Annotated in this window: 19 protein-coding genes; 13 read left to right on the top strand and 6 right to left on the bottom strand. The window is 69.7% G+C overall.

Features of this window, described 5'->3' with window-relative positions:
* Nucleotides 1-177 precede the first annotated feature (177 nt).
* From rpsL to ACIQR3_RS03355, 6 genes are all read left to right on the top strand, one after another.
* A complete protein-coding gene (rpsL, locus tag ACIQR3_RS03380; protein WP_003948652.1) occupies nucleotides 178-549 on the top strand; it encodes a 30S ribosomal protein S12 in 372 nt (123 codons plus the stop codon).
* 2 nt (nucleotides 550-551) lie between these two features.
* On the top strand, nucleotides 552-1,022 hold the full coding sequence (gene rpsG, locus ACIQR3_RS03375; protein WP_003992340.1) for a 30S ribosomal protein S7: 471 nt from the start codon (nucleotides 552-554) through the stop codon (nucleotides 1,020-1,022).
* Nucleotides 1,023-1,061: 39 nt separating this feature from the next.
* On the top strand, nucleotides 1,062-3,188 hold the full coding sequence (fusA, locus tag ACIQR3_RS03370; protein WP_403533402.1) for an elongation factor G: 2,127 nt from the start codon (nucleotides 1,062-1,064) through the stop codon (nucleotides 3,186-3,188).
* Between the two features lie 191 nt (nucleotides 3,189-3,379).
* Nucleotides 3,380-4,573: an elongation factor Tu gene (gene tuf, locus ACIQR3_RS03365; protein WP_215164886.1), complete on the top strand. Its 1,194-nt coding sequence runs from the start codon at nucleotides 3,380-3,382 to the stop codon at nucleotides 4,571-4,573.
* A 147-nt stretch (nucleotides 4,574-4,720) separates the two neighbouring features.
* Nucleotides 4,721-5,695, top strand: coding sequence for an alpha/beta hydrolase family protein (locus ACIQR3_RS03360; protein WP_403533398.1), 975 nt, complete (start codon nucleotides 4,721-4,723; stop codon nucleotides 5,693-5,695).
* Nucleotides 5,696-5,784: 89 nt separating this feature from the next.
* Nucleotides 5,785-6,897 (top strand): hypothetical protein, encoded by a 1,113-nt coding sequence (locus ACIQR3_RS03355; RefSeq protein ID WP_403533395.1) that lies wholly within the window; start codon nucleotides 5,785-5,787, stop codon nucleotides 6,895-6,897.
* A 32-nt stretch (nucleotides 6,898-6,929) separates the two neighbouring features.
* Here ACIQR3_RS03355 and ACIQR3_RS03350 read toward each other — a convergent pair whose 3' ends face one another.
* The 3 genes from ACIQR3_RS03350 to ACIQR3_RS03340 form a co-directional block, all read right to left on the bottom strand.
* The gene (locus ACIQR3_RS03350) at nucleotides 6,930-7,844 is read right to left on the bottom strand and encodes a hypothetical protein (RefSeq protein ID WP_403533392.1); all 915 of its coding nucleotides are present in this window, start codon (nucleotides 7,842-7,844) and stop codon (nucleotides 6,930-6,932) included.
* 16 nt (nucleotides 7,845-7,860) lie between these two features.
* Nucleotides 7,861-8,127: a hypothetical protein gene (locus ACIQR3_RS03345; RefSeq protein ID WP_403533389.1), complete on the bottom strand. Its 267-nt coding sequence runs from the start codon at nucleotides 8,125-8,127 to the stop codon at nucleotides 7,861-7,863.
* Nucleotides 8,128-8,302: 175 nt separating this feature from the next.
* Nucleotides 8,303-8,770, bottom strand: coding sequence for an ATP-binding protein (locus tag ACIQR3_RS03340; protein WP_403533985.1), 468 nt, complete (start codon nucleotides 8,768-8,770; stop codon nucleotides 8,303-8,305).
* Between the two features lie 150 nt (nucleotides 8,771-8,920).
* Here ACIQR3_RS03340 and ACIQR3_RS03335 point away from each other — a divergent pair, with 150 nt between their 5' ends.
* From ACIQR3_RS03335 to ACIQR3_RS03325, 3 genes are read left to right on the top strand one after another with little or no spacing between them, the layout of a single operon-like run.
* Nucleotides 8,921-9,769, top strand: coding sequence for a helix-turn-helix transcriptional regulator (locus tag ACIQR3_RS03335; protein WP_215164978.1), 849 nt, complete (start codon nucleotides 8,921-8,923; stop codon nucleotides 9,767-9,769).
* Entirely contained in the window at nucleotides 9,766-9,981 is a 216-nt protein-coding gene (locus ACIQR3_RS03330) for a DUF397 domain-containing protein (RefSeq protein ID WP_403533387.1), read from the top strand. The genes ACIQR3_RS03335 and ACIQR3_RS03330 overlap by 4 nt, the downstream gene beginning before the upstream one ends.
* Nucleotides 9,981-10,148, top strand: a complete 168-nt coding sequence (locus tag ACIQR3_RS03325) for a DUF397 domain-containing protein (protein WP_403533384.1) — start codon at nucleotides 9,981-9,983, stop codon at nucleotides 10,146-10,148. The genes ACIQR3_RS03330 and ACIQR3_RS03325 overlap by 1 nt, the downstream gene beginning before the upstream one ends.
* On the opposite strand, the gene ACIQR3_RS03320 is transcribed toward ACIQR3_RS03325, so the two are convergent.
* On the bottom strand, nucleotides 10,145-11,077 hold the full coding sequence (locus tag ACIQR3_RS03320; RefSeq protein ID WP_403533381.1) for a LysR family transcriptional regulator: 933 nt from the start codon (nucleotides 11,075-11,077) through the stop codon (nucleotides 10,145-10,147). The genes ACIQR3_RS03325 and ACIQR3_RS03320 overlap by 4 nt on opposite strands.
* A 90-nt stretch (nucleotides 11,078-11,167) precedes the next feature.
* Between ACIQR3_RS03320 and ACIQR3_RS03315 the strand changes: the two genes are divergently transcribed.
* Entirely contained in the window at nucleotides 11,168-12,379 is a 1,212-nt protein-coding gene (locus ACIQR3_RS03315) for an MFS transporter (protein WP_403533379.1), read from the top strand.
* A gap of 2 nt (nucleotides 12,380-12,381) precedes the next feature.
* On the opposite strand, the gene ACIQR3_RS03310 is transcribed toward ACIQR3_RS03315, so the two are convergent.
* Entirely contained in the window at nucleotides 12,382-14,391 is a 2,010-nt protein-coding gene (locus tag ACIQR3_RS03310; protein WP_403533376.1) for a hypothetical protein, read from the bottom strand.
* A 165-nt stretch (nucleotides 14,392-14,556) separates the two neighbouring features.
* Here ACIQR3_RS03310 and ACIQR3_RS03305 point away from each other — a divergent pair, with 165 nt between their 5' ends.
* Nucleotides 14,557-15,717: an acyltransferase family protein gene (locus ACIQR3_RS03305; protein WP_403533374.1), complete on the top strand. Its 1,161-nt coding sequence runs from the start codon at nucleotides 14,557-14,559 to the stop codon at nucleotides 15,715-15,717.
* Nucleotides 15,718-15,745: 28 nt separating this feature from the next.
* Here ACIQR3_RS03305 and ACIQR3_RS03300 read toward each other — a convergent pair whose 3' ends face one another.
* Complete coding sequence (locus ACIQR3_RS03300) at nucleotides 15,746-17,011, bottom strand: family 16 glycosylhydrolase (protein ID WP_403533371.1); 1,266 nt, start codon at nucleotides 17,009-17,011, stop codon at nucleotides 15,746-15,748.
* Nucleotides 17,012-17,573: 562 nt separating this feature from the next.
* Between ACIQR3_RS03300 and rpsJ the strand changes: the two genes are divergently transcribed.
* Together rpsJ and rplC are read left to right on the top strand one after the other, a co-directional pair.
* A complete protein-coding gene (gene rpsJ, locus ACIQR3_RS03295; RefSeq protein ID WP_003948644.1) occupies nucleotides 17,574-17,882 on the top strand; it encodes a 30S ribosomal protein S10 in 309 nt (102 codons plus the stop codon).
* Nucleotides 17,883-17,898: 16 nt separating this feature from the next.
* Nucleotides 17,899-18,543, top strand: coding sequence for a 50S ribosomal protein L3 (gene rplC, locus ACIQR3_RS03290; RefSeq protein ID WP_215167406.1), 645 nt, complete (start codon nucleotides 17,899-17,901; stop codon nucleotides 18,541-18,543).

The raw sequence follows: 18,543 nt of genomic DNA, 5'->3' as shown, positions 1-18,543 counted from the left end.
GGTGTGCCCTGGCTCCTGTGCGTGCCTGTGAACCGTACGGGGGTCCGCGAGCGGCCACCGTAATCTGTGCTCTTTTCGCCTCGCGGCGGGAGTCCGCCGGATTCGACACACCCGACCGCGTGGGTCGGCGACGTTCCAGGTTAGCTGTACCCATCGGCACAAGAGACCGGAGAAGTAGTGCCTACGATCCAGCAGCTGGTCCGAAAGGGCCGGCAGGACAAGGTCGAGAAGAACAAGACGCCCGCACTCGAGGGTTCCCCTCAGCGTCGCGGCGTCTGCACGCGTGTGTTCACGACCACCCCGAAGAAGCCGAACTCGGCCCTGCGTAAGGTCGCGCGTGTGCGTCTGACCAGCGGGATCGAGGTCACCGCTTACATTCCGGGTGAGGGGCACAACCTGCAGGAGCACTCCATCGTGCTCGTGCGCGGCGGCCGTGTGAAGGACCTGCCGGGTGTTCGCTACAAGATCATCCGCGGCTCCCTCGACACCCAGGGTGTCAAGAACCGCAAGCAGGCTCGCAGCCGCTACGGCGCCAAGAAGGAGAAGTAAGAATGCCTCGTAAGGGCCCCGCCCCGAAGCGTCCGGTCATCATCGACCCGGTCTACGGCTCTCCTCTGGTGACCTCCCTGATCAACAAGGTGCTGCTCAACGGCAAGCGCTCCACCGCCGAGCGCATCGTCTACGGCGCCATGGAGGGTCTGCGTGAGAAGACGGGCAACGACCCGATCATCACGCTGAAGCGCGCGCTGGAGAACATCAAGCCGACCCTCGAGGTCAAGTCCCGCCGTGTCGGTGGCGCCACGTACCAGGTGCCGATCGAGGTCAAGCCCGGTCGCGCCAACACGCTCGCGCTGCGCTGGCTCGTCGGCTACTCCCGCGCCCGTCGCGAGAAGACCATGACCGAGCGTCTGCTCAACGAGCTTCTCGACGCTTCGAACGGCCTCGGTGCGGCCGTCAAGAAGCGCGAGGACACGCACAAGATGGCCGAGTCCAACAAGGCCTTCGCGCACTACCGCTGGTAGTCGCTACCCACATCGAGACCGAGAGAAGACTGAAGCCTTATGGCTACCACTTCACTTGACCTGGCCAAGGTCCGCAACATCGGGATCATGGCCCACATCGACGCGGGCAAGACGACCACCACCGAGCGGATCCTGTTCTACACCGGTGTGTCGTACAAGATCGGTGAGGTCCACGACGGCGCCGCCACGATGGACTGGATGGAGCAGGAGCAGGAGCGTGGCATCACGATCACCTCTGCTGCCACCACCTGTCACTGGCCGATGGAAGACGTCGACCACACCATCAACATCATCGACACGCCGGGCCACGTCGACTTCACCGTCGAGGTGGAGCGTTCGCTGCGTGTGCTCGACGGTGCCGTGACGGTGTTCGACGGCGTCGCCGGTGTCGAGCCGCAGTCCGAGACGGTGTGGCGTCAGGCGGACCGCTACGGCGTCCCGCGCATCTGCTTCGTCAACAAGCTCGACCGCACGGGTGCCGAGTTCCACCGCTGCGTCGACATGATCTCCGACCGCCTGGGCGCGCAGCCGCTGGTCATGCAGCTGCCGATCGGTGCGGAGGCGGACTTCAAGGGCGTCGTCGACCTCGTGACGATGAAGGCCTTCGTCTGGTCCGCCGAGGCCAGCAAGGGCGAGATGTACGACATCGTCGACATCCCGGACACCCACACCGAGGCTGCCGAGGAGTACCGCGGCAAGCTTCTGGAGGCCGTCGCCGAGAACGACGAAGAGCTGATGGAGCTGTACCTGGAGGGCGAGGAGCCCTCCGTGGAGCAGCTGTACGCGGCGATCCGCCGTATCACCATCGCCTCCGGCAAGGGCGACGGCACCACCGTCACCCCCGTCTTCTGCGGCACCGCGTTCAAGAACAAGGGCGTCCAGCCCCTGCTCGACGCGGTCGTGCGCTACCTCCCCTCCCCCCTGGACGTCGAGGCCATCGAGGGCCAGGACGTGAAGGACCCGGAGAAGGTCATCGCGCGCAAGCCGTCGGACGACGAGCCGCTCGCGGCGCTGGCGTTCAAGATCATGAGCGACCCGCACCTCGGCAAGCTCACCTTCGTCCGCGTGTACTCCGGCCGCCTGGAGTCCGGCACCTCCGTGCTGAACTCCGTCAAGGGCCGCAAGGAGCGCATCGGCAAGATCTACCGCATGCACGCCAACAAGCGTGAGGAGATCGACGCGGTGGGCGCCGGCGACATCGTCGCGGTGATGGGTCTCAAGCAGACCACCACCGGTGAGACGCTGTCCGACGAGAAGAACCCGGTGATCCTGGAGTCCATGGACTTCCCGGCGCCGGTCATCGAGGTCGCGATCGAGCCCAAGTCCAAGGGCGACCAGGAGAAGCTGGGTGTCGCCATCCAGCGCCTCGCGGAGGAGGACCCCTCCTTCCAGGTGTCCACCAACGAGGAGACCGGCCAGACCGTCATCGGCGGTATGGGCGAGCTTCACCTCGAAGTGCTGGTCGACCGGATGAAGCGCGAGTTCAAGGTCGAGGCCAACGTCGGCAAGCCGCAGGTCGCGTACCGTGAGACGATCCGCAAGGCCGTCGAGCGCGTCGACTACACCCACAAGAAGCAGACCGGTGGTACCGGTCAGTTCGCCAAGGTGCAGATCGCGATCGAGCCGATCGAGGGCGGCGACGCCTCGTACGAGTTCGTCAACAAGGTCACCGGTGGCCGTGTGCCGAAGGAGTACATCCCTTCGGTGGACGCCGGCGCGCAGGAGGCCATGCAGTTCGGCATCCTCGCCGGTTACGAGATGACCGGTGTCCGCGTGACGCTGCTCGACGGTGCCTACCACGAGGTCGACTCCTCCGAGCTGGCGTTCAAGATCGCCGGTTCGCAGGCCTTCAAGGAGGCCGCGCGCAAGGCTTCGCCCGTGCTCCTGGAGCCGATGATGGCCGTCGAGGTCACCACGCCCGAGGACTACATGGGTGACGTCATCGGCGACATCAACTCCCGCCGTGGCCAGATCCAGGCCATGGAGGAGCGGGCCGGTGCCCGCGTCGTCAAGGGCCTCGTGCCCCTGTCGGAGATGTTCGGCTACGTCGGCGACCTCCGCAGCAAGACGTCGGGTCGCGCAAGCTACTCGATGCAGTTCGACTCCTACGCCGAGGTTCCGCGGAACGTCGCCGAGGAGATCATCGCGAAGGCCAAGGGCGAGTAACGAGGCTCCGTTTAACGGACCACGTTCCCACGCTTTAGGCTTGACTCCGGAGCCTGCATCAGGGCATTCCGCCGCGAATCGGCTATCCGCCGTGCAGCCGGCGGAATGCCCCCCGGGCCCGGGCTATCCAGCAAAGATCACCTGGCGCCGATGAAGCAAGGCGTTCAGAACCACTCCACAGGAGGACCCCAGTGGCGAAGGCGAAGTTCGAGCGGACTAAGCCGCACGTCAACATCGGCACCATCGGTCACATCGACCACGGTAAGACGACCCTCACGGCCGCCATTACCAAGGTGCTGCACGACGCGTACCCGGACCTGAACGAGGCCTCGGCCTTCGACCAGATCGACAAGGCTCCTGAGGAGCGCCAGCGCGGTATCACCATCTCCATCGCGCACGTCGAGTACCAGACCGAGACGCGTCACTACGCCCACGTCGACTGCCCCGGTCACGCGGACTACATCAAGAACATGATCACGGGTGCGGCGCAGATGGACGGCGCCATCCTCGTGGTCGCCGCCACCGACGGCCCGATGCCGCAGACCAAGGAGCACGTGCTCCTGGCCCGCCAGGTCGGCGTTCCGTACATCGTCGTCGCCCTGAACAAGGCCGACATGGTGGACGACGAGGAGATCCTGGAGCTCGTCGAGCTCGAGGTCCGTGAGCTCCTCTCCGAGTACGAGTTCCCGGGCGACGACCTGCCGGTCGTCAAGGTCTCCGCCCTGAAGGCCCTTGAGGGCGACAAGGAGTGGGGCCAGTCCGTCCTCGACCTGATGAAGGCCGTGGACGAGTCCATCCCGGAGCCCGAGCGCGACGTCGACAAGCCGTTCCTGATGCCGATCGAGGACGTCTTCACCATCACCGGTCGCGGTACGGTCGTCACCGGCCGCATCGAGCGTGGTGTCCTCAAGGTCAACGAGACCGTCGACATCATCGGCATCAAGCAGGACAAGACCACCACCACGGTCACCGGCATCGAGATGTTCCGCAAGCTGCTCGACGAGGGCCAGGCCGGTGAGAACGTCGGTCTGCTGCTCCGCGGCATCAAGCGCGAGGACGTCGAGCGCGGCCAGGTCATCATCAAGCCGGGCTCGGTCACCCCGCACACCGAGTTCGAGGCGCAGGCCTACATCCTGTCCAAGGACGAGGGTGGCCGCCACACGCCGTTCTTCAACAACTACCGTCCGCAGTTCTACTTCCGCACGACGGACGTGACCGGCGTGGTGACCCTCCCCGAGGGCACCGAGATGGTCATGCCGGGTGACAACACCGAGATGAAGGTGGAGCTCATCCAGCCCGTCGCCATGGAAGAGGGCCTGAAGTTCGCCATCCGCGAGGGTGGCCGGACCGTGGGCGCCGGCCAGGTCACCAAGATCAACAAGTGATCTGACCTGTCCTGAGTGGCTCGGAGGGGCCCGTACGACTTCGGTCGTGCGGGCCCCTTCGCCGTGTCCGGGTGCGGGCGTGTTGACTAAACGGAGCGGTGTTCCGTATCGTAACGGAACGTGGTTCCGCTTACTGGAGGGCGCATCATGAGCGCACCGACCCCTGTTCTCTCGTACAGCCCCGTCGTCCTGCCGGTACCCGGACGTCCCGTGGACCTCCAGGTGCGGGTCACCGTGCCCGCGACCGGGGAGGCCGGCCTGCCCGTCATCCTCTTCTCGCACGGTCACGGCCCCTCGAACCACCTCTCCTCGCTGAACGGCTACGCGCCGCTCGCCCACGCCTGGGCCGCGCAGGGCTTCGCCGTCGTGCAGCCCACCCACCTCAGCTCCCGGACGCTGAGCCACCTGCACAGCGGTCCCGGCTCCGGGTCCCTGTTCTGGCGCTCGCGTGCCGAGGACATGACGCACGTCCTCGACCGGCTCGACGCGGTGGAGGCCGCGGTGCCGGGGCTCGCCGGGCGGATCGACCACGGCAAGGTCGCCGTCGCCGGGCACTCGCTCGGCGGCCACACAGCGAGCCTGCTGCTCGGGGCGCGGGCCACCGACCCCGACGACGGGCGGGTGGTGAGCCTGCGCGAACCCCGCATCAAGGCGGGCGTGCTGCTGGCCGCGCCCGGCCGGGGCGGGGACGTGCTGACCGGCCCGATGGCCGAGGCGGTCCCGGTCTTCCGGTCCACCGACTTCTCCACGATGACGACGCCCGCCCTGGTCGTCGCCGGCGACGAGGACGACTCCCGGCACTTCACGGACCTGGGCCCGGACTGGCACGCCGACCCCTACCACCTCGCTCCCGGTCCCAAGTCCCTGCTCACCGTGTTCGGCGCGGGACACGGCCTCGGCGGGATCGCCGGGTACGACGCCGCGGAGACGACGGACGAGAACCCGGCGCGGGTCGCGGCCGTCGCCCGGCTCGCCGCGGCGTACCTGCGCGGTGCGCTCGTCCCCGGGGACGGCGCCTGGAAGGCGGCGTGCGACGAGCTGGCGGCGGAGGCCGAGCCGGTGGGGCGGGTCGCGTCCAAGCAGGGCGAGCGGGGCGAGTCGGGCGTGCGGGGTCCGATTTGATCACAGGCCGCGCATAGGTATGGGCATTGTCAGTGCCGGGAGGAAAACTGGTCCCGCGACATGTCCCGTCTCTTGCCTGTGAGTGAACCGTGAGTAACTCGTCCGGTGACGAACCGTCCCTTTCCGACGCCGAGCTGGAGGCGTTCCTGAAGGACGCCGCCGAGGGCTCCTCGGGCGGGGGAGCCCCGCCGCCCGAGGAGCCCTCGGCGCGGGCGCGGATGGTGGCGCGGCGGCTGCGGGAGGAGGAGGAAGCGGCCCGGCGGGGGAAGAAGGGCCGGCAGGCCGACCCGCCCGGGTGGCGTACCGGCCCCGCGTGGGACGAGGTGAACGGCCGGCGTACGCGCCGGCGCCGTGTCCTCGCCGTGGCCGGCGTGGTGCTCGCCGCGGCCGTCGCCGTCGTGGCCGTACGGCCCTCGCTCCTGCTGGACCGCTTCGGTGACACGGGGACGACGGAGGCGAAGTCCCCGGACTCCGGGCTGCCCACCCGCGCGGAGCCGTTCCGCGGGTCGCCCGCGCTGAGCTGGGCCGACGGCGCGGAGGGGATCGAGCTGCCGAAGGCGAAGGCGGTCGGCGGCATGAGCGAGGCGGATGTGGCGTCCGCGCTGCGGATGACCAAGGAACTGCTGGTCGCCTCCCACCTCGACCCGGATGTGCTCGGCGGTGGGCGTCCGGAGAAGGCGATCGGTCTGCTCGACCCGAAGAGTCCCGGCCTGACGGACCAGGTGGAGCGGTCGCTGAGCGACCCGAGCCGGGAGGACGACCCGCTGACGCTGTTCACCCGGTTCGACCCGGACGAGGCCAGGGTCATCGGGGGCGCGGTGAAGGTGCGCGGGGAGATGACGTACGAGGCCGGCGACCCGGGCTCGGTCGAGGTGCACGCCGACTACACCTTCGTCTACACCGTCGAGCGGGTCGGGGGCGACGAGGCCGTCGACCGTACGATCGTCCGCCGGGACGTGACGATGATGCTGGCCGACCCGGAGCGGTGGGAGGCCACCGAGGGGCGGCTGCTGCCGAAGTCGTACTACGCCGACTTCGGCGACACCGCGTGCGAGGTGTACGACGGGTACCTGCACCCGTCCTTCTCCGGCGCGTCCGCGACGGGGTCACCGGCGACGGGGCCCGAGATCGACCCCTACGACCGGAGCGAGCCGTTGACGGGGGAGCGGGACATGGCCTGCGGGAAGGTCACGAGGACCTGACGCTCCCCTGCTGGGCGCGCTTCTGGGAGCTGTCAGTCGATGACCTCGTCGAGGGAGGTCGCGGTCACGGCTCGCAGGAGCCAGGTGTGCAGCAGCTCGGGATCACCGCAGTGGGTGATGCGCTCGCGTGCCTCCGGCGGGACGTCGATGCCGCGCTGGGCGAGGACGTCGAGGACGTCCTTGACCGCCTGTTGGGTTTCGCCTTCGGCGCGGCCTTCTGCGCGGCCTTCTGCACGGCCTTCGGTGCGCGCTTTCTCGGTCGCCTTCTGGAAGAAGTCCGACTGGTAGAAATCAAGGTCCACGACCACCAGTTTGCTCCAGATCTCTGCGGCGGGCAGCTTGCCCAGTCCTCGGAAGATGAGTTCGACGAAGGGAATGCTGACGGGTTCCGGTTCGTCCATGAGCGCCGTCGACATGGCCTTCAGTATGCCCTCGATGTCCGGGCTCGCGCCGTGGACGATCGCGGCCAGCGCGGCCAGGGCGAGGTCTTCGCGGACCTGGTCCGGGTCGGTGATCACCGGCATGTTGTGGGGGCCGGCGACGATGGGCCGAACGGTCAGCGAGGGCCATGAGCAGAACCCGATGGGCTCCGGTCGGGCCGCCCACTCGGCCGTGGCGCGGTCCTGGCAGACCACGAGGAGGAGGGGCGGCAGGCGGTACTTGCTGCGCAGGTAGGCGAGGTAGTAACTCCAGCTGACCGATTTCTCCGGGTCCTTTTTCCGCTGTGCCTCGATGGCGAGCAGGAAGGACCCGTCGTGCCGGGTCTCGATGCGGAGCAGAGTGTCGATACGGCGTTCGATGGGCTCCGTCTCCGTCACGTCGTTGGGCAGCACGCTGACCGAGACGGGCGGTGGCAGAGGGACGCCGAGGGCTTGGGAGACGCGGGAGAAGAGCGTCGGGTGGTCCTGGAAGACGCGGTGCATCGCCTCGTGCGACGAGCTGACCATGGAGTTCCTTGCGGGGTTACGAGTGGGTGGGTGTGCGGCGGAGGTCTTCCAGGGCGCTGAGGCTGAGGGTGCCGTCCGCCTCGGTGAGCTCGCGCAGTACGGCGACCTCGCGCAGCAGGGGGACCGCCTCCGCCGGTTCGGCCGGGTCGGCGGCGGGTGTGCCGGTCGGCAGCGACTGGATGCGGACGGCCACGCCGATGGCCAGGCCGGAGAGTTCGCTGTGCTGCGCGAGGTGGTTGCCGATCACCACGAAGTGGGTGGTGTGGCGGGTGTTTTCGTGCATCACGCCGGAGCGGGGAGGGCAAGGCGCGATAGGGTCTTGGGTATCCATCGGGAAGGTCTCTTCTTCCTGGGTGGTGAGGCCCTCGCTCCGGGATTGCCGTCCCTGCGGGGGCCGTTCTGTTGCCGCTGAGCGTAGGGCAGTTGGGGGACGTGAACGCCAGCCCGGCCGGTGATGTTCACCCGGGCGAGTGAGCGGGCGCCACGGGGGCGCTCGCGGCACCGGAGTTCGGAGATTCGGGGTCCGGTGGCGTGAGGCGCAGTTCCGCCCACACGGTCTTGCACGGGAAGCGGTCGTCCGCTACGCCCCAGCGGTCGGCCAACGCGTCGACGAGCAGCAGGCCACGGCCGGTTTCGGCGTCCGGCGGCGTCTCCTGGGGTTTGGGGAGGCGGTCGCCCTGTGTGTCGGTGACCTCGATGCGGAGGGTGCCGTCGATGACGTGCAGTACCAGGCGGAAGTCGCGACCCTGGACTCGGCCGTGGGTCGCGGCGTTGGCCGCCAGTTCGGCGACGAGGAGGTCGGCGGGGTGGGTGGGGAGGCCCCAGGAGCGGAGTTGCTCGGTCGACAGGAGACGGGCGAGGCGGGCACCTCGGGGTGTGGAGGAGAGCTGCACGTTGAAGGGGCATTTCTGATTCACGTCACTCAGCGTGGCGTTCTCTGCTTACCGTGGACAGTGACTCTGCGGATGCGTGCCGTGACTGTCCGGAGCTTGTCCTGAGCGTCCGGGGCTGTCGGTGTGGGGTGGAGGGGTAGGGCGGTGGGTGACGTTGCGGGTTCGACGAAGGGGTGGTGCGTGATGGCCGTCGAGGTGGATGAGCCGGGGTGGGAGGTCGACCCGGACGATGAGTGGGGGGTCGCGGTCATCGCGACGGTGGGGCGGCAGTTGAAGTTGCGGAGGGAGGCTGCGGGGATGGGGGCCGCCGAGTTCGGGGCGGCGATCGGGTACGGGGAGGACCTGGTCTACAAGGTCGAGGGCGGGCGGCGGATTCCTCGGCAGACGTATCTGGACAGGTCGGATCGAGTACTCAACGCGGGTGGGCTCATTTCCGCGACCTGGGAGGACGTGAAGAAAGTCCGGTACCCGAAGAGGGTTCGGGCACAGGGGCAGGCGGAGGCGAAGGCGGTTGAGATCGCCGTGTACCAGAGCAACAGCATCAACGGGTTGTTGCAGACGCCGGAGCATGCGCGAGCTGTGATCGGAGCCGCGCAGCCGCCGTACTCACCGGACGACGTAGAGCGCATGGTGGCCGCGCGGATCGCCCGGCGGGCGGTCTTCGAGCGTTCACCCGCTCCCGCGCTCAGCTTCGTCCTGGAAGAAGGGGTGGTGCGTCGTCCCATCGGAGGCACAATGGTCTGGCGTCCGCAGCTCGAACGTCTGCTGGAGGTGGGGCAGTTGCACAATGTCGTGCTTCAGGTGATGCCGATGGACTGCGAGACCCACTCCGGGACGGACGGCACGATCGAGTTGCTGAAGTTCGAGGACGGGTCGGCGGTCGGCCGATCCGATGGGGCGTTCAACGGGCGACCGACCTCGGACCCCAAGCACCTCCGCATCCTGGAGCTGCGGTATGGCACGATCCGAGCCCAGGCGCTCTCTCCGCGGGAGTCGCTGGTCTTCATCGAACAACTGCTGGGAGAGACATGATCCGCAAGACCACCGCCGGAGACGCCTCTGAGCTGGCGTGGTTCAAGAGCAGCTACAGCAGCGGAAACGACGGCAACTCGTGCGTTGAGTTGGCCCTCACTCCCGGCACCGTGCACGTCCGTGACTCCAAGACCGTCGACGGGCCCCGTTTGACGGTCACGTCTGGCGCGTGGGCGGACTTTCTGGCGTACGCCTCGGAGGTTGACTGCTGATGCGGTGGTTCAAGAGCAGCTACAGCGGCGGAAACGACGGCACCTCCTGTGTCGAGATCGCGATAACCCCCCACACCATCCACGTCCGCGACTCCAAGACCATGGACGGCCCCCACCTGACCCTCCCCCCGGAGACCTGGACGGCGTTCCTCTCGCAGCTCCGCTAACGCCGCCGTACCCACCCCGGCACCCACGTCCCGCCCCCGCCCCTCTCCCCGCCGCCCGCGAGGTGACCTCGCAGCACCTCCAACCCCGGGTGGGCATTGTCCCGGTGCCAGAGGAGTGAGTGTGGGTAGACGGGGGTCGGGTCGGTCACCGGGATGAGGCGCAGGTCGTGGCCCGTCGGCCAGATCAGGCGGGTGCGGGCGCCCATGAACGTGGCCAGGGTCGGCGTGTCGGCGATGGTGTCGAGCAGCGCGTCGCTGCCGAAGTTGGGGCCGGTCGCCTCGATGGTCAGGCCGAACGCGGCGACCAGGTCGTCGTAGTACGCGGCCCACTCCGTGCCCGGGACGATGCCCGGCATCCAGATCCGGTGGCCGGCGAGGTCGGCGAGACGCACCGAGCGGGCGTCGGCCAGGGCATGGCCGGGGCCGGTCAGCAGGTGCAGCGGCTCGTCGAGTACGCGGACCGACGCGATGTCGTCGGGGAGCGGCCGGCCGGGTGCCGCCACCGCGCGGAACGTCGCGTCGAGCGCGCCCGAGCGGAGCGCGGTGACGGCCGTGTCGATGCCGAAGATCGTCATCACGTCGAGGTCGATCTCGGGGTGCGCCTCGTGGAAGCCGCGCATCAGGCGGGACTGCGCGCTGCGTGAGGTGAGGACGTCGACGCGCAGGGGGCGGCGGTCGGCGCGGACGGACGCCTCCGCGCGCTCGGCCACGCGCAGCAGCTCGCGGGCGTGGGGGAGGAAGGCCCGTCCGTCGATGGTCAGGTCGGCGCCGCGCGGCGTACGGACGAACAGCCGGACGCCGAGGCTCCGCTCCAGCGCGGCGACGCGTTTGGAGACGGCCTGCTGGGTGAGGCCCAGCACGGCGGCGGCCTCCTGGAACTGTCCCGCGTCGGCGACGGCGACGAAGGTCCGGACGGTGGCGAGGTCCATGACGACACCGTAAATGTACAACCAGGGGTTGTGGGGGGAGGGTGTCCGGGTTGTTTGATGCCGGCGCTTCCCGATCGCTTTGATGTCGGCATGGGATGGCTCTGGGCGGCGTACGGGACCAGCGCGCTCGGGACGTGGCTCGCCTTCGGGGCGTTTCCGCTGATCGCCGTGCAGGTGCTGCATGCTGGACCGGCCCAGGTCGCCGCGCTGTCCGCCGTGGGGACCGCCGTCGGCGCGGCCGTGGCGGTGCCGCTCGGGCCGTGGGTGGAGTTCCGGCGGAAGCGGCCGGTGCTGATCGGGATGGATCTGGTGCGGTGCGTGGCGCTGCTGACGGTACCCGTCGCGTACGGGGTCGGCGTGCTGACCTTCGTACAACTGGTGGTGGTAGCGACAGTCGTCGCCGCGGGCGATATCGGGTTCCGGGCCGCCTCCGGGGCGTACCTGAAGGCGGTGCTGGACGGGGAGGAGCTGTTCGTCGCCCACGCGCGGCTGGAGGCCATCACCTGGTCGGCCACGATCGTCGGGCCGCCGCTGGGCGGTGCGGTGATCGGGGTGCTCGGGCCGGTGGCGACCGTCGCGGCCGACGCGGTCAGCTACCTGCTGTCCGCGCTGGGCATCCGGGCGACGGGCCGGGGAGGGCGGGACACCGTGCCCCGGAGGCCGGAGGCCGCGGCGCGGATGCGGGCGGGGGAACTGTTCGACGGGTGGCGGTTCATCGTCTCCGACGCGGCGCTGCGGGCGCTGTTCCTCAACACCGCGCTGTTCAACGGGTTGGTGATGGCCACCTCGCCGTTGCTGGCCGTGCTGCTGCTCGGGCCGCTCGGGTTCGCGCCCTGGCAGTACGGGCTGGCCTTCGCCGCGCCCTCGGTCGGCGGGCTGCTCGGGGCGCGGCTCGCCCGGCCGCTCGTCCGGCGGTTCGGGCCGTACCGGGTGCTGGTCGGGGCGGGGGCGTCGCGCGCGCTCTGGCCGGTCGGGCTGGCCTTCGTCGGGCCCGGGGCGGGCGGGCTGCTGGTGGTGGTCGGCGTCGAGTTCGGGCTGATCCTGTGCTGCGGGGTCTTCAACCCCGTCCACGCCACCTACCGCCTCCAGCGGACCCCGGCCGACCGGGTCACCCGCACGCTGACCGCCTGGACGGTCACGACCAGGGGCTCGACCGCGCTGCTCACGGCCCTGTGGGGCGTACTGGGCGGGCTGCTCGGGCCGCGAGCGGCCCTCGGTCTGGCCGGCGTACTGCTGCTGGCGACCCCGCTGCTGCTGCCCCGCCGCCCGGCGCCGGACGGCGGGGCCGGGCGGCGGCCGTGAGGTCAGTGCCAGTCGACGGTCACCTCGCGGGTCTCCAGCTCGGCCAGGACGGGGTCGGGCCGGTCCGACAGTGCCTGCGCGCGCATCTGGCGCGACCTCTTGACGCGGCGCAACGACTCCACGTCGAGCAGGGGGCCGGTGTCCGTGAGGAGGGGGAGGTCGATGAAGTCGATCTCGGCGAGGGCGGGCAGCGCGGTCAGGGCGCTGATGTCCGTCAGTTTCTCCATGGTCCCCAGTTCCAGCTTCCGGAGCGAGGCGAGGCCGGTCAGCGGGGACAGGTCCGGCCACGGCAGGTGGGACAGGGAGAGCTCGGTGAGGGAACCGGCTTCGGGCAGCCCCGTCAGGGACTCGGTCCGCCGGAGATCCAGTTTCCGCAGGCCGGGGCAGTTCTCCAGGCCGCGCAGCGCGGGCAGGCCCGGGGCGTCCATCAGTCTCAGCTCGGTGAGCGGGGTGCCGGACAGCCCGCTGATGTCGGTGAGTGCCCGGCAGCCCGACAGGTCGACCTGGGTGACCGGGGCGCCGGCCAGCGCGTCGAGGTCCGTGAGCGCCGGGCAGTCCCGGACGCGTACGTGGCTGAGCGAGGGCAGCCGGTTCAGCCGCCCGAGGCCGGTGAGGGAGGGGACGCCGGACAGCTCCAGTTCGCGCAGGGCGGGCAGGCCGTCGAGGTCACCGACGGTGCGCAGACTGGGCGCCTGCTGGACGGAGCACCGGGTCAGCTCGGGGTGGACGCCGAGGCCGGTCAGGTCGGTCAGCCCGTGGCAGGTGCCGAGGCTGAGCGTCCGCAGGCCGGTGAGCGCGGCGAACGGGGCGAGGTTCCGCAGCGCACCGGTCCCGGTCAGGTGGAGGTGGCGCAGACCGGGGAGGAGGGCCAGGTCGGCGAAGTCCTCCAGCGCGGTGCAGCCGAGGAGGACGAGCCGTTCCAGGGAGGGCAGCGGGCCGACGCCCGCGACGGAGACGAGTCCCTCGCCCCCCTCGACGCGCAGGTCCGTCAGGCCGGTCAGCGCGGCGACGCCGGTCAGGTCGCGCAGGGCCGGACAGCCCTTGACCCTGAGGGTCGTCAGCCGGGGGTGGTGGCCGAGCCCGCGGAAGCTCTGGAAGCGGGGGCAGTCCTCGACGACCAGCTCGGTCAGGTTCGGGGCCGCGGCGATGCCGGTCAGGTCGCGCAGGCGCTTGCAGCTCGCCAGGTCGAGCGCGAAGAGGTCGGGGACGCCGGCCAGGCCGGTCAGGTCGCGGACGCCGGTCCAGCCGAGGTCCAGGCGGGTCAGCCGGGTCAGTCCGGACAGCTCGGCGGGGGTCTTGAAGGACCGGCAGCCGCGCAGGTTCAGCCGCTCGAGCAGCGGGAAGGCCGCGCCGAAACCGGCGACCGACGTCACCCGCGTCATGCTCAGGTCCAGGTCGCGCAGGCGGCCGAGGGTCAGCAGGGGCGCCGTGTCGGCCACGGCGCGGCAGCGGTGCAGGTCGAGCCGGGTCAGCTCGGTGAGGGCGCTGAGCGGGGTGAGGTCCTCGACCTTGGCGCAGCCGCGCAGGTCGAGACCGGTCAGGCCGGTGAGGGCGGCGAGCGGGGAGAGGTCCTCGACCTTGGCGCAGCCGTACAGCCCGAGGGAGGTCAGGCCGGTGAGCGCGCCGATCTCCGTGAGGTCGGTGATGTCCTTGCTGCTCTCCAGCTCCAGCTTGCGCAGCATGGTCAGGTGGCGCAGCCCGGTCAGCGTGACCATGCGGGTCAGCCGCAGCACGGTACGGCCCTCACGGCGGAACGCCGGTGCCAGCACGGCGGCGGCGAAGCCGTCCTCGTCGGCGGCGGACCCCCACCACAGCTGCAGCAGCGAGTCCGAGGACAGCTCGGCGACCGGCGCGAAGCGCGCGGCCAGCTCCAGCGCCGCCCCGTCGTCGGAGATCCGCACCAACTCCCGTAAGGCGGAGCGGGCCTGGGCGCGGGTGGCCGTCTCCCACCGCCCGCTCCAGTACGCGACTCGGGAACCGATGGCGTGATGGGAACCGTCATTCGAAGGCATGCGCGAACCCTAGGGGGCGGGTGTGACACGGCACACCCGGAACGGCCGGAGCGGCGCCCGCAGGTGAACTCCCCGCCAACTCTGTGAGGGAGCTTGGCGACAGCTGTCCCAAACCCCTACCGCTCACTGTGAACACTGTTCTTGTCTGGAAGGATGAGACATCCGTTGCCCCCGCTCACCGCGACCGTCCCCGCCCAGCGCTCCTCGGCACGCCACGGGACGCGCGGGACGGGCACGGCCGGGGGACGGGGCGCGGGACGCCGGCTGTACGTCATCGACGGCATCCGCCTCGTCGCCGCCCTGATGGTGGCCCTGCACCACTTCGCCGGCACCGAGCGGACCGACCGGCCGGGCAACGTCATCTGGGGCCGGCCGGTCGGCGACATCATGCCGACGGTGCACCACGTCGGCACCTACGGCTGGATCGGCGTCGAGATCTTCTTCGTGATCAGCGGCTTCGTGATCTGCATGTCGAGCTGGGGGCGCACGCCCCGCCAGTTCTTCGTCTCCCGGGTGATCCGGCTCTACCCGGCGTACTGGTTCGCGGTCCTGTTCACCACGGCCGTCCTGGTCGCCGTACCGGGCGTGTGGGAGCGCCTCAAGGTGCGCGAGATCCTGCTCAACCTCACCATGCTCCAGTCCGGCTCGGCCGTGCCCAACGTCGACGGCGTCTACTGGACGCTCTGGTCCGAGCTGCGCTTCTACCTGCTGTTCCTGGTCGTCGTCGCGATGGGGCTGACGTACCGCAGGGTGGTCGCCTTCTGCTGCGTGTGGGGCGCCGTGGCGATGCTGGCGCCGATCTCCGACCTGCCGCTGCTGGAACTGGTCGCCAACCCGGACGGTGCCTGGTTCTTCATCGCCGGACTCGCCCTGTACCTGATGCACCGCTTCGGCCCCGACCTGCTGCTGTGGGGCATCCTCGGCACGGCCTGGCTGATGGGCCAGCTGGAGCTGGGGAAACGCATCGACGAGGTCGAGCACGTCTCCGGCTGGCGCGGCGCCTTCCTGATCTACACCGTCTTCCTGCTCTTCATGGCCGCCGTCGCCCTCGGCCACACCGACCGGATCCAGTGGAAGTGGCTGGTGACGGCGGGTGCGATGACGTATCCGCTGTACCTGATGCACTACGCGGCGGGGACGGCGCTGATCAGCCGGCTGCGGGACACGATGGACCCCCGGCTGCTGGTGGCGGCGCTGATCGCCGGGTTCTGCGTACTGGGCTGGCTGGTCCACCGGCTGGTGGAGCGCCCGGTGGCCCGCGCGCTCAAGAAAGGGCTGGACCGGTCCTTCACCCGGCTGTGGGAGGCCGACGCCCGCCGGGGCTGAGCAGCCGCGGGCGGGCGCCGGCCGGGGCTCAGCCGATGGTCCACTTCTGGTTGGCGGTTCCGGCGCAGGTCCAGATCTGCAGGCGGGTGCCGTCGGCCGAGGAGTTGTCCTTGGCGTCCAGGCACTTGTCGGCGCCGGTGTTGGTCAGGTCCCCGGCCGCGGTGTACGTCCACTGCTGGGCCTTGGTGCCGTTGCAGGTCCACAGCTGCACCACCGCGCCGTCCGCGGTCGAACCGCCGCTCACGTCCAGGCACTTGCCCAGCGCCCGGACCGTGCCGTCGCCGGGCAGCGTCCACTGCTGCGCGGCGACGCCGTTGCAGTCGTGGAGCTGGACGGGTGTCCCGTCGGCGTCGGCGGCACCGGCCACGTCGACACACATGCCGCCGATGCCCTTGATCGGCCCGCCGGTGGCGCCGCCGCCGGAGCCCGCGGCGGAGACCCGGACGTAGTCGACGGTCATCGTCTGCGGGAAGGCGGTGGCGGAGTCGGGGCTGCCGGGCCAGTTGCCGCCGACCGCGAAGTTGAGGATCAGGAAGAACGGGTGGTCGAAGACCCACTTGTTGCCGTTCACCCCGGACGGCGTCAGCGTCTTGTACGTCTGCCCGTCCACCGACCAGGTGATCGCCTCGGGGCTCCAGTCGACCGCGAAGGTGTGGAAGTCGTCGGCGAACGCCCTGCCGTCGGGCAGCGTGTACGCCGCGCCGATGCCGCCGCTGCCGGAGTAGCCGGGGCCGTGCACCGTGCCGTGGACCGTGCCGGGCTCGTAGCCGACGTTCTCCATGATGTCGATCTCGCCGCTGTTCGGCCAGCCGACGCTGCCCAGGTCGTCGCCGAGCATCCAGAACGCGGGCCACACGCCCTGGCCGCGCGGCACCTTGATGCGGGCCTCGAAGCGGCCGTACTTCTGCGTGAAGGTCTTGGCGGTGTTCAGCCGGGCCGAGGTGTACTGGCAGGTGCCGTACCAGCACTGGAGGCCGGAGTCGGTGTTCTTGCGGGCGGTGATGACCAGGTTGCCGCTGCCGTCGAGGGCCGCGTTGGACGTGCTGTCCGTGTAGTACTGCAGTTCGTTGTTGCCGTTGCCCGTGCCGCCGGTCTCCAGCGTCCACCTGCCGGGGTCCGGGCGGCTGCCGGCGGCGCCGTCGAACTCGTCGGACCAGGTCACCGCGGTCTGAGCCGCGTCGGCCCGGTGCGTGCCGGGCCCCGACGTGGTCAGGAGCAGGGCGGCGACGAGCGCGCCGGTCACCAGCAGGACCAGTCCGCCCAGGGACCGTCCGCGGGCGCGATGAGCAGCCATGGTGAGCACACCTCGTTCTGTGGGGGAGAGCGATGCCGTGCCGGGAGACTAGGGGGACCGAGCTGGGGTTACCTTTGGTAACAAGGTTCGGCCGGGCCCGCTTGAGGCGGCCTTGAGCGTGGCTTAAGGCGGGCGACGCGGCGTCGAGGGTTTGAGGTGTGGCACCGGCGGGGTAATGTCGTCGGCTCGATTGGCGTCCTCGATGCCCCGTATGGCAGACTAGCGGGGTTGCTCGGTCGAGTGCCGATGCTGCGCGCCTCCCGCCGGGAGGACCGGAAGCGAGTCCCACAGTACTCGTCGCCCCAGGTAGTGCACCGGAAGGTGCGGGGACGGACGTACGGGAATCTTTCGGGAAGCGTATGCGGGGTTCCGACCAGGCGCCCGGTGGGTCTTCGCCCCCGGTCCGCGGTTCCGGAAGGGCCCGCACTCCCCATAGCAGGGATGTTCGAAGTAGGGGCATCTGTGTCAGCGGGAGCGCGACACGCCCGACCGCGTGGGTCGGAGACGGGGACAGGAAACTCCGGGTCCCAGAGCGTGAGAGAGACAGGACTACTAAGTAGCCATGGCGGGACAGAAGATCCGCATCCGGCTCAAGGCCTACGACCACGAGGTCATCGACTCTTCGGCGAAGAAGATCGTCGAGACGGTGACTCGCACTGGTGCGTCGGTCGCGGGCCCGGTGCCGCTGCCCACTGAGAAGAACGTGTACTGCGTCATCAAGTCGCCGCACAAGTACAAGGACTCGCGCGAGCACTTCGAGATGCGCACGCACAAGCGCCTGATCGACATCCTCGACCCGACCCCCAAGACCGTTGACTCTCTGATGCGACTCGACCTCCCGGCCGGTGTCGACATCGAGATCAAGCTCTGAGGCCGGTGATCTGAAGATGACCAAGCAGATCAAGGGCATCCTGGGCGAGAAGCTCGGCATGACGCAGGTGTGGGACGAGAACAACCGTGTTGTTCCGGTCACCGTCGTCAAGGCCGGCCCCAACGTCGTCACCCAGGTCCGCACGAACGACGCCGACGGCTACGAGTCGGTCCAGATCGCCTTCGGCGAGATCGACCCGCGCAAGGTGAACAAGCCCCTCAAGGGCCACTTCGCCAAGGCCGACGTCACGCCCCGCCGCCACCTCGTCGAGATCCGCACGGCCGACGCCGCCGAGTACACGCTCGGCCAGGAAGTCACCGCCGAGGTCTTCGAGGCCGGTGTCAAGGTCGACGTGACCGGCAAGAGCAAGGGCAAGGGCTTCGCCGGTGTCATGAAGCGTCACAACTTCAAGGGCCTCGGCGCCGGACACGGCACCCAGCGCAAGCACCGCTCGCCCGGCTCCATCGGTGGCTGCGCCACCCCGGGCCGCGTGTTCAAGGGCCTCCGTATGGCGGGTCGCATGGGCAACGAGCGGGTCACCACCCAGAACCTGACCGTCCACGCCGTTGACGCGGAGAAGGGTCTGCTGCTCATCAAGGGCGCGGTTCCCGGTCCGAACGGCGGCCTCGTCCTGGTCCGCACCGCGGCCAAGGGGGCCTGA

This window comes from Streptomyces sp. NPDC090994, assembly GCF_044768905.1.
GTDB lineage: Bacteria > Actinomycetota > Actinomycetes > Streptomycetales > Streptomycetaceae > Streptomyces.
The sequence above is the reverse complement of the archived record's forward strand: the minus strand, read 5'-3'. Positions and strand labels throughout refer to the sequence as shown.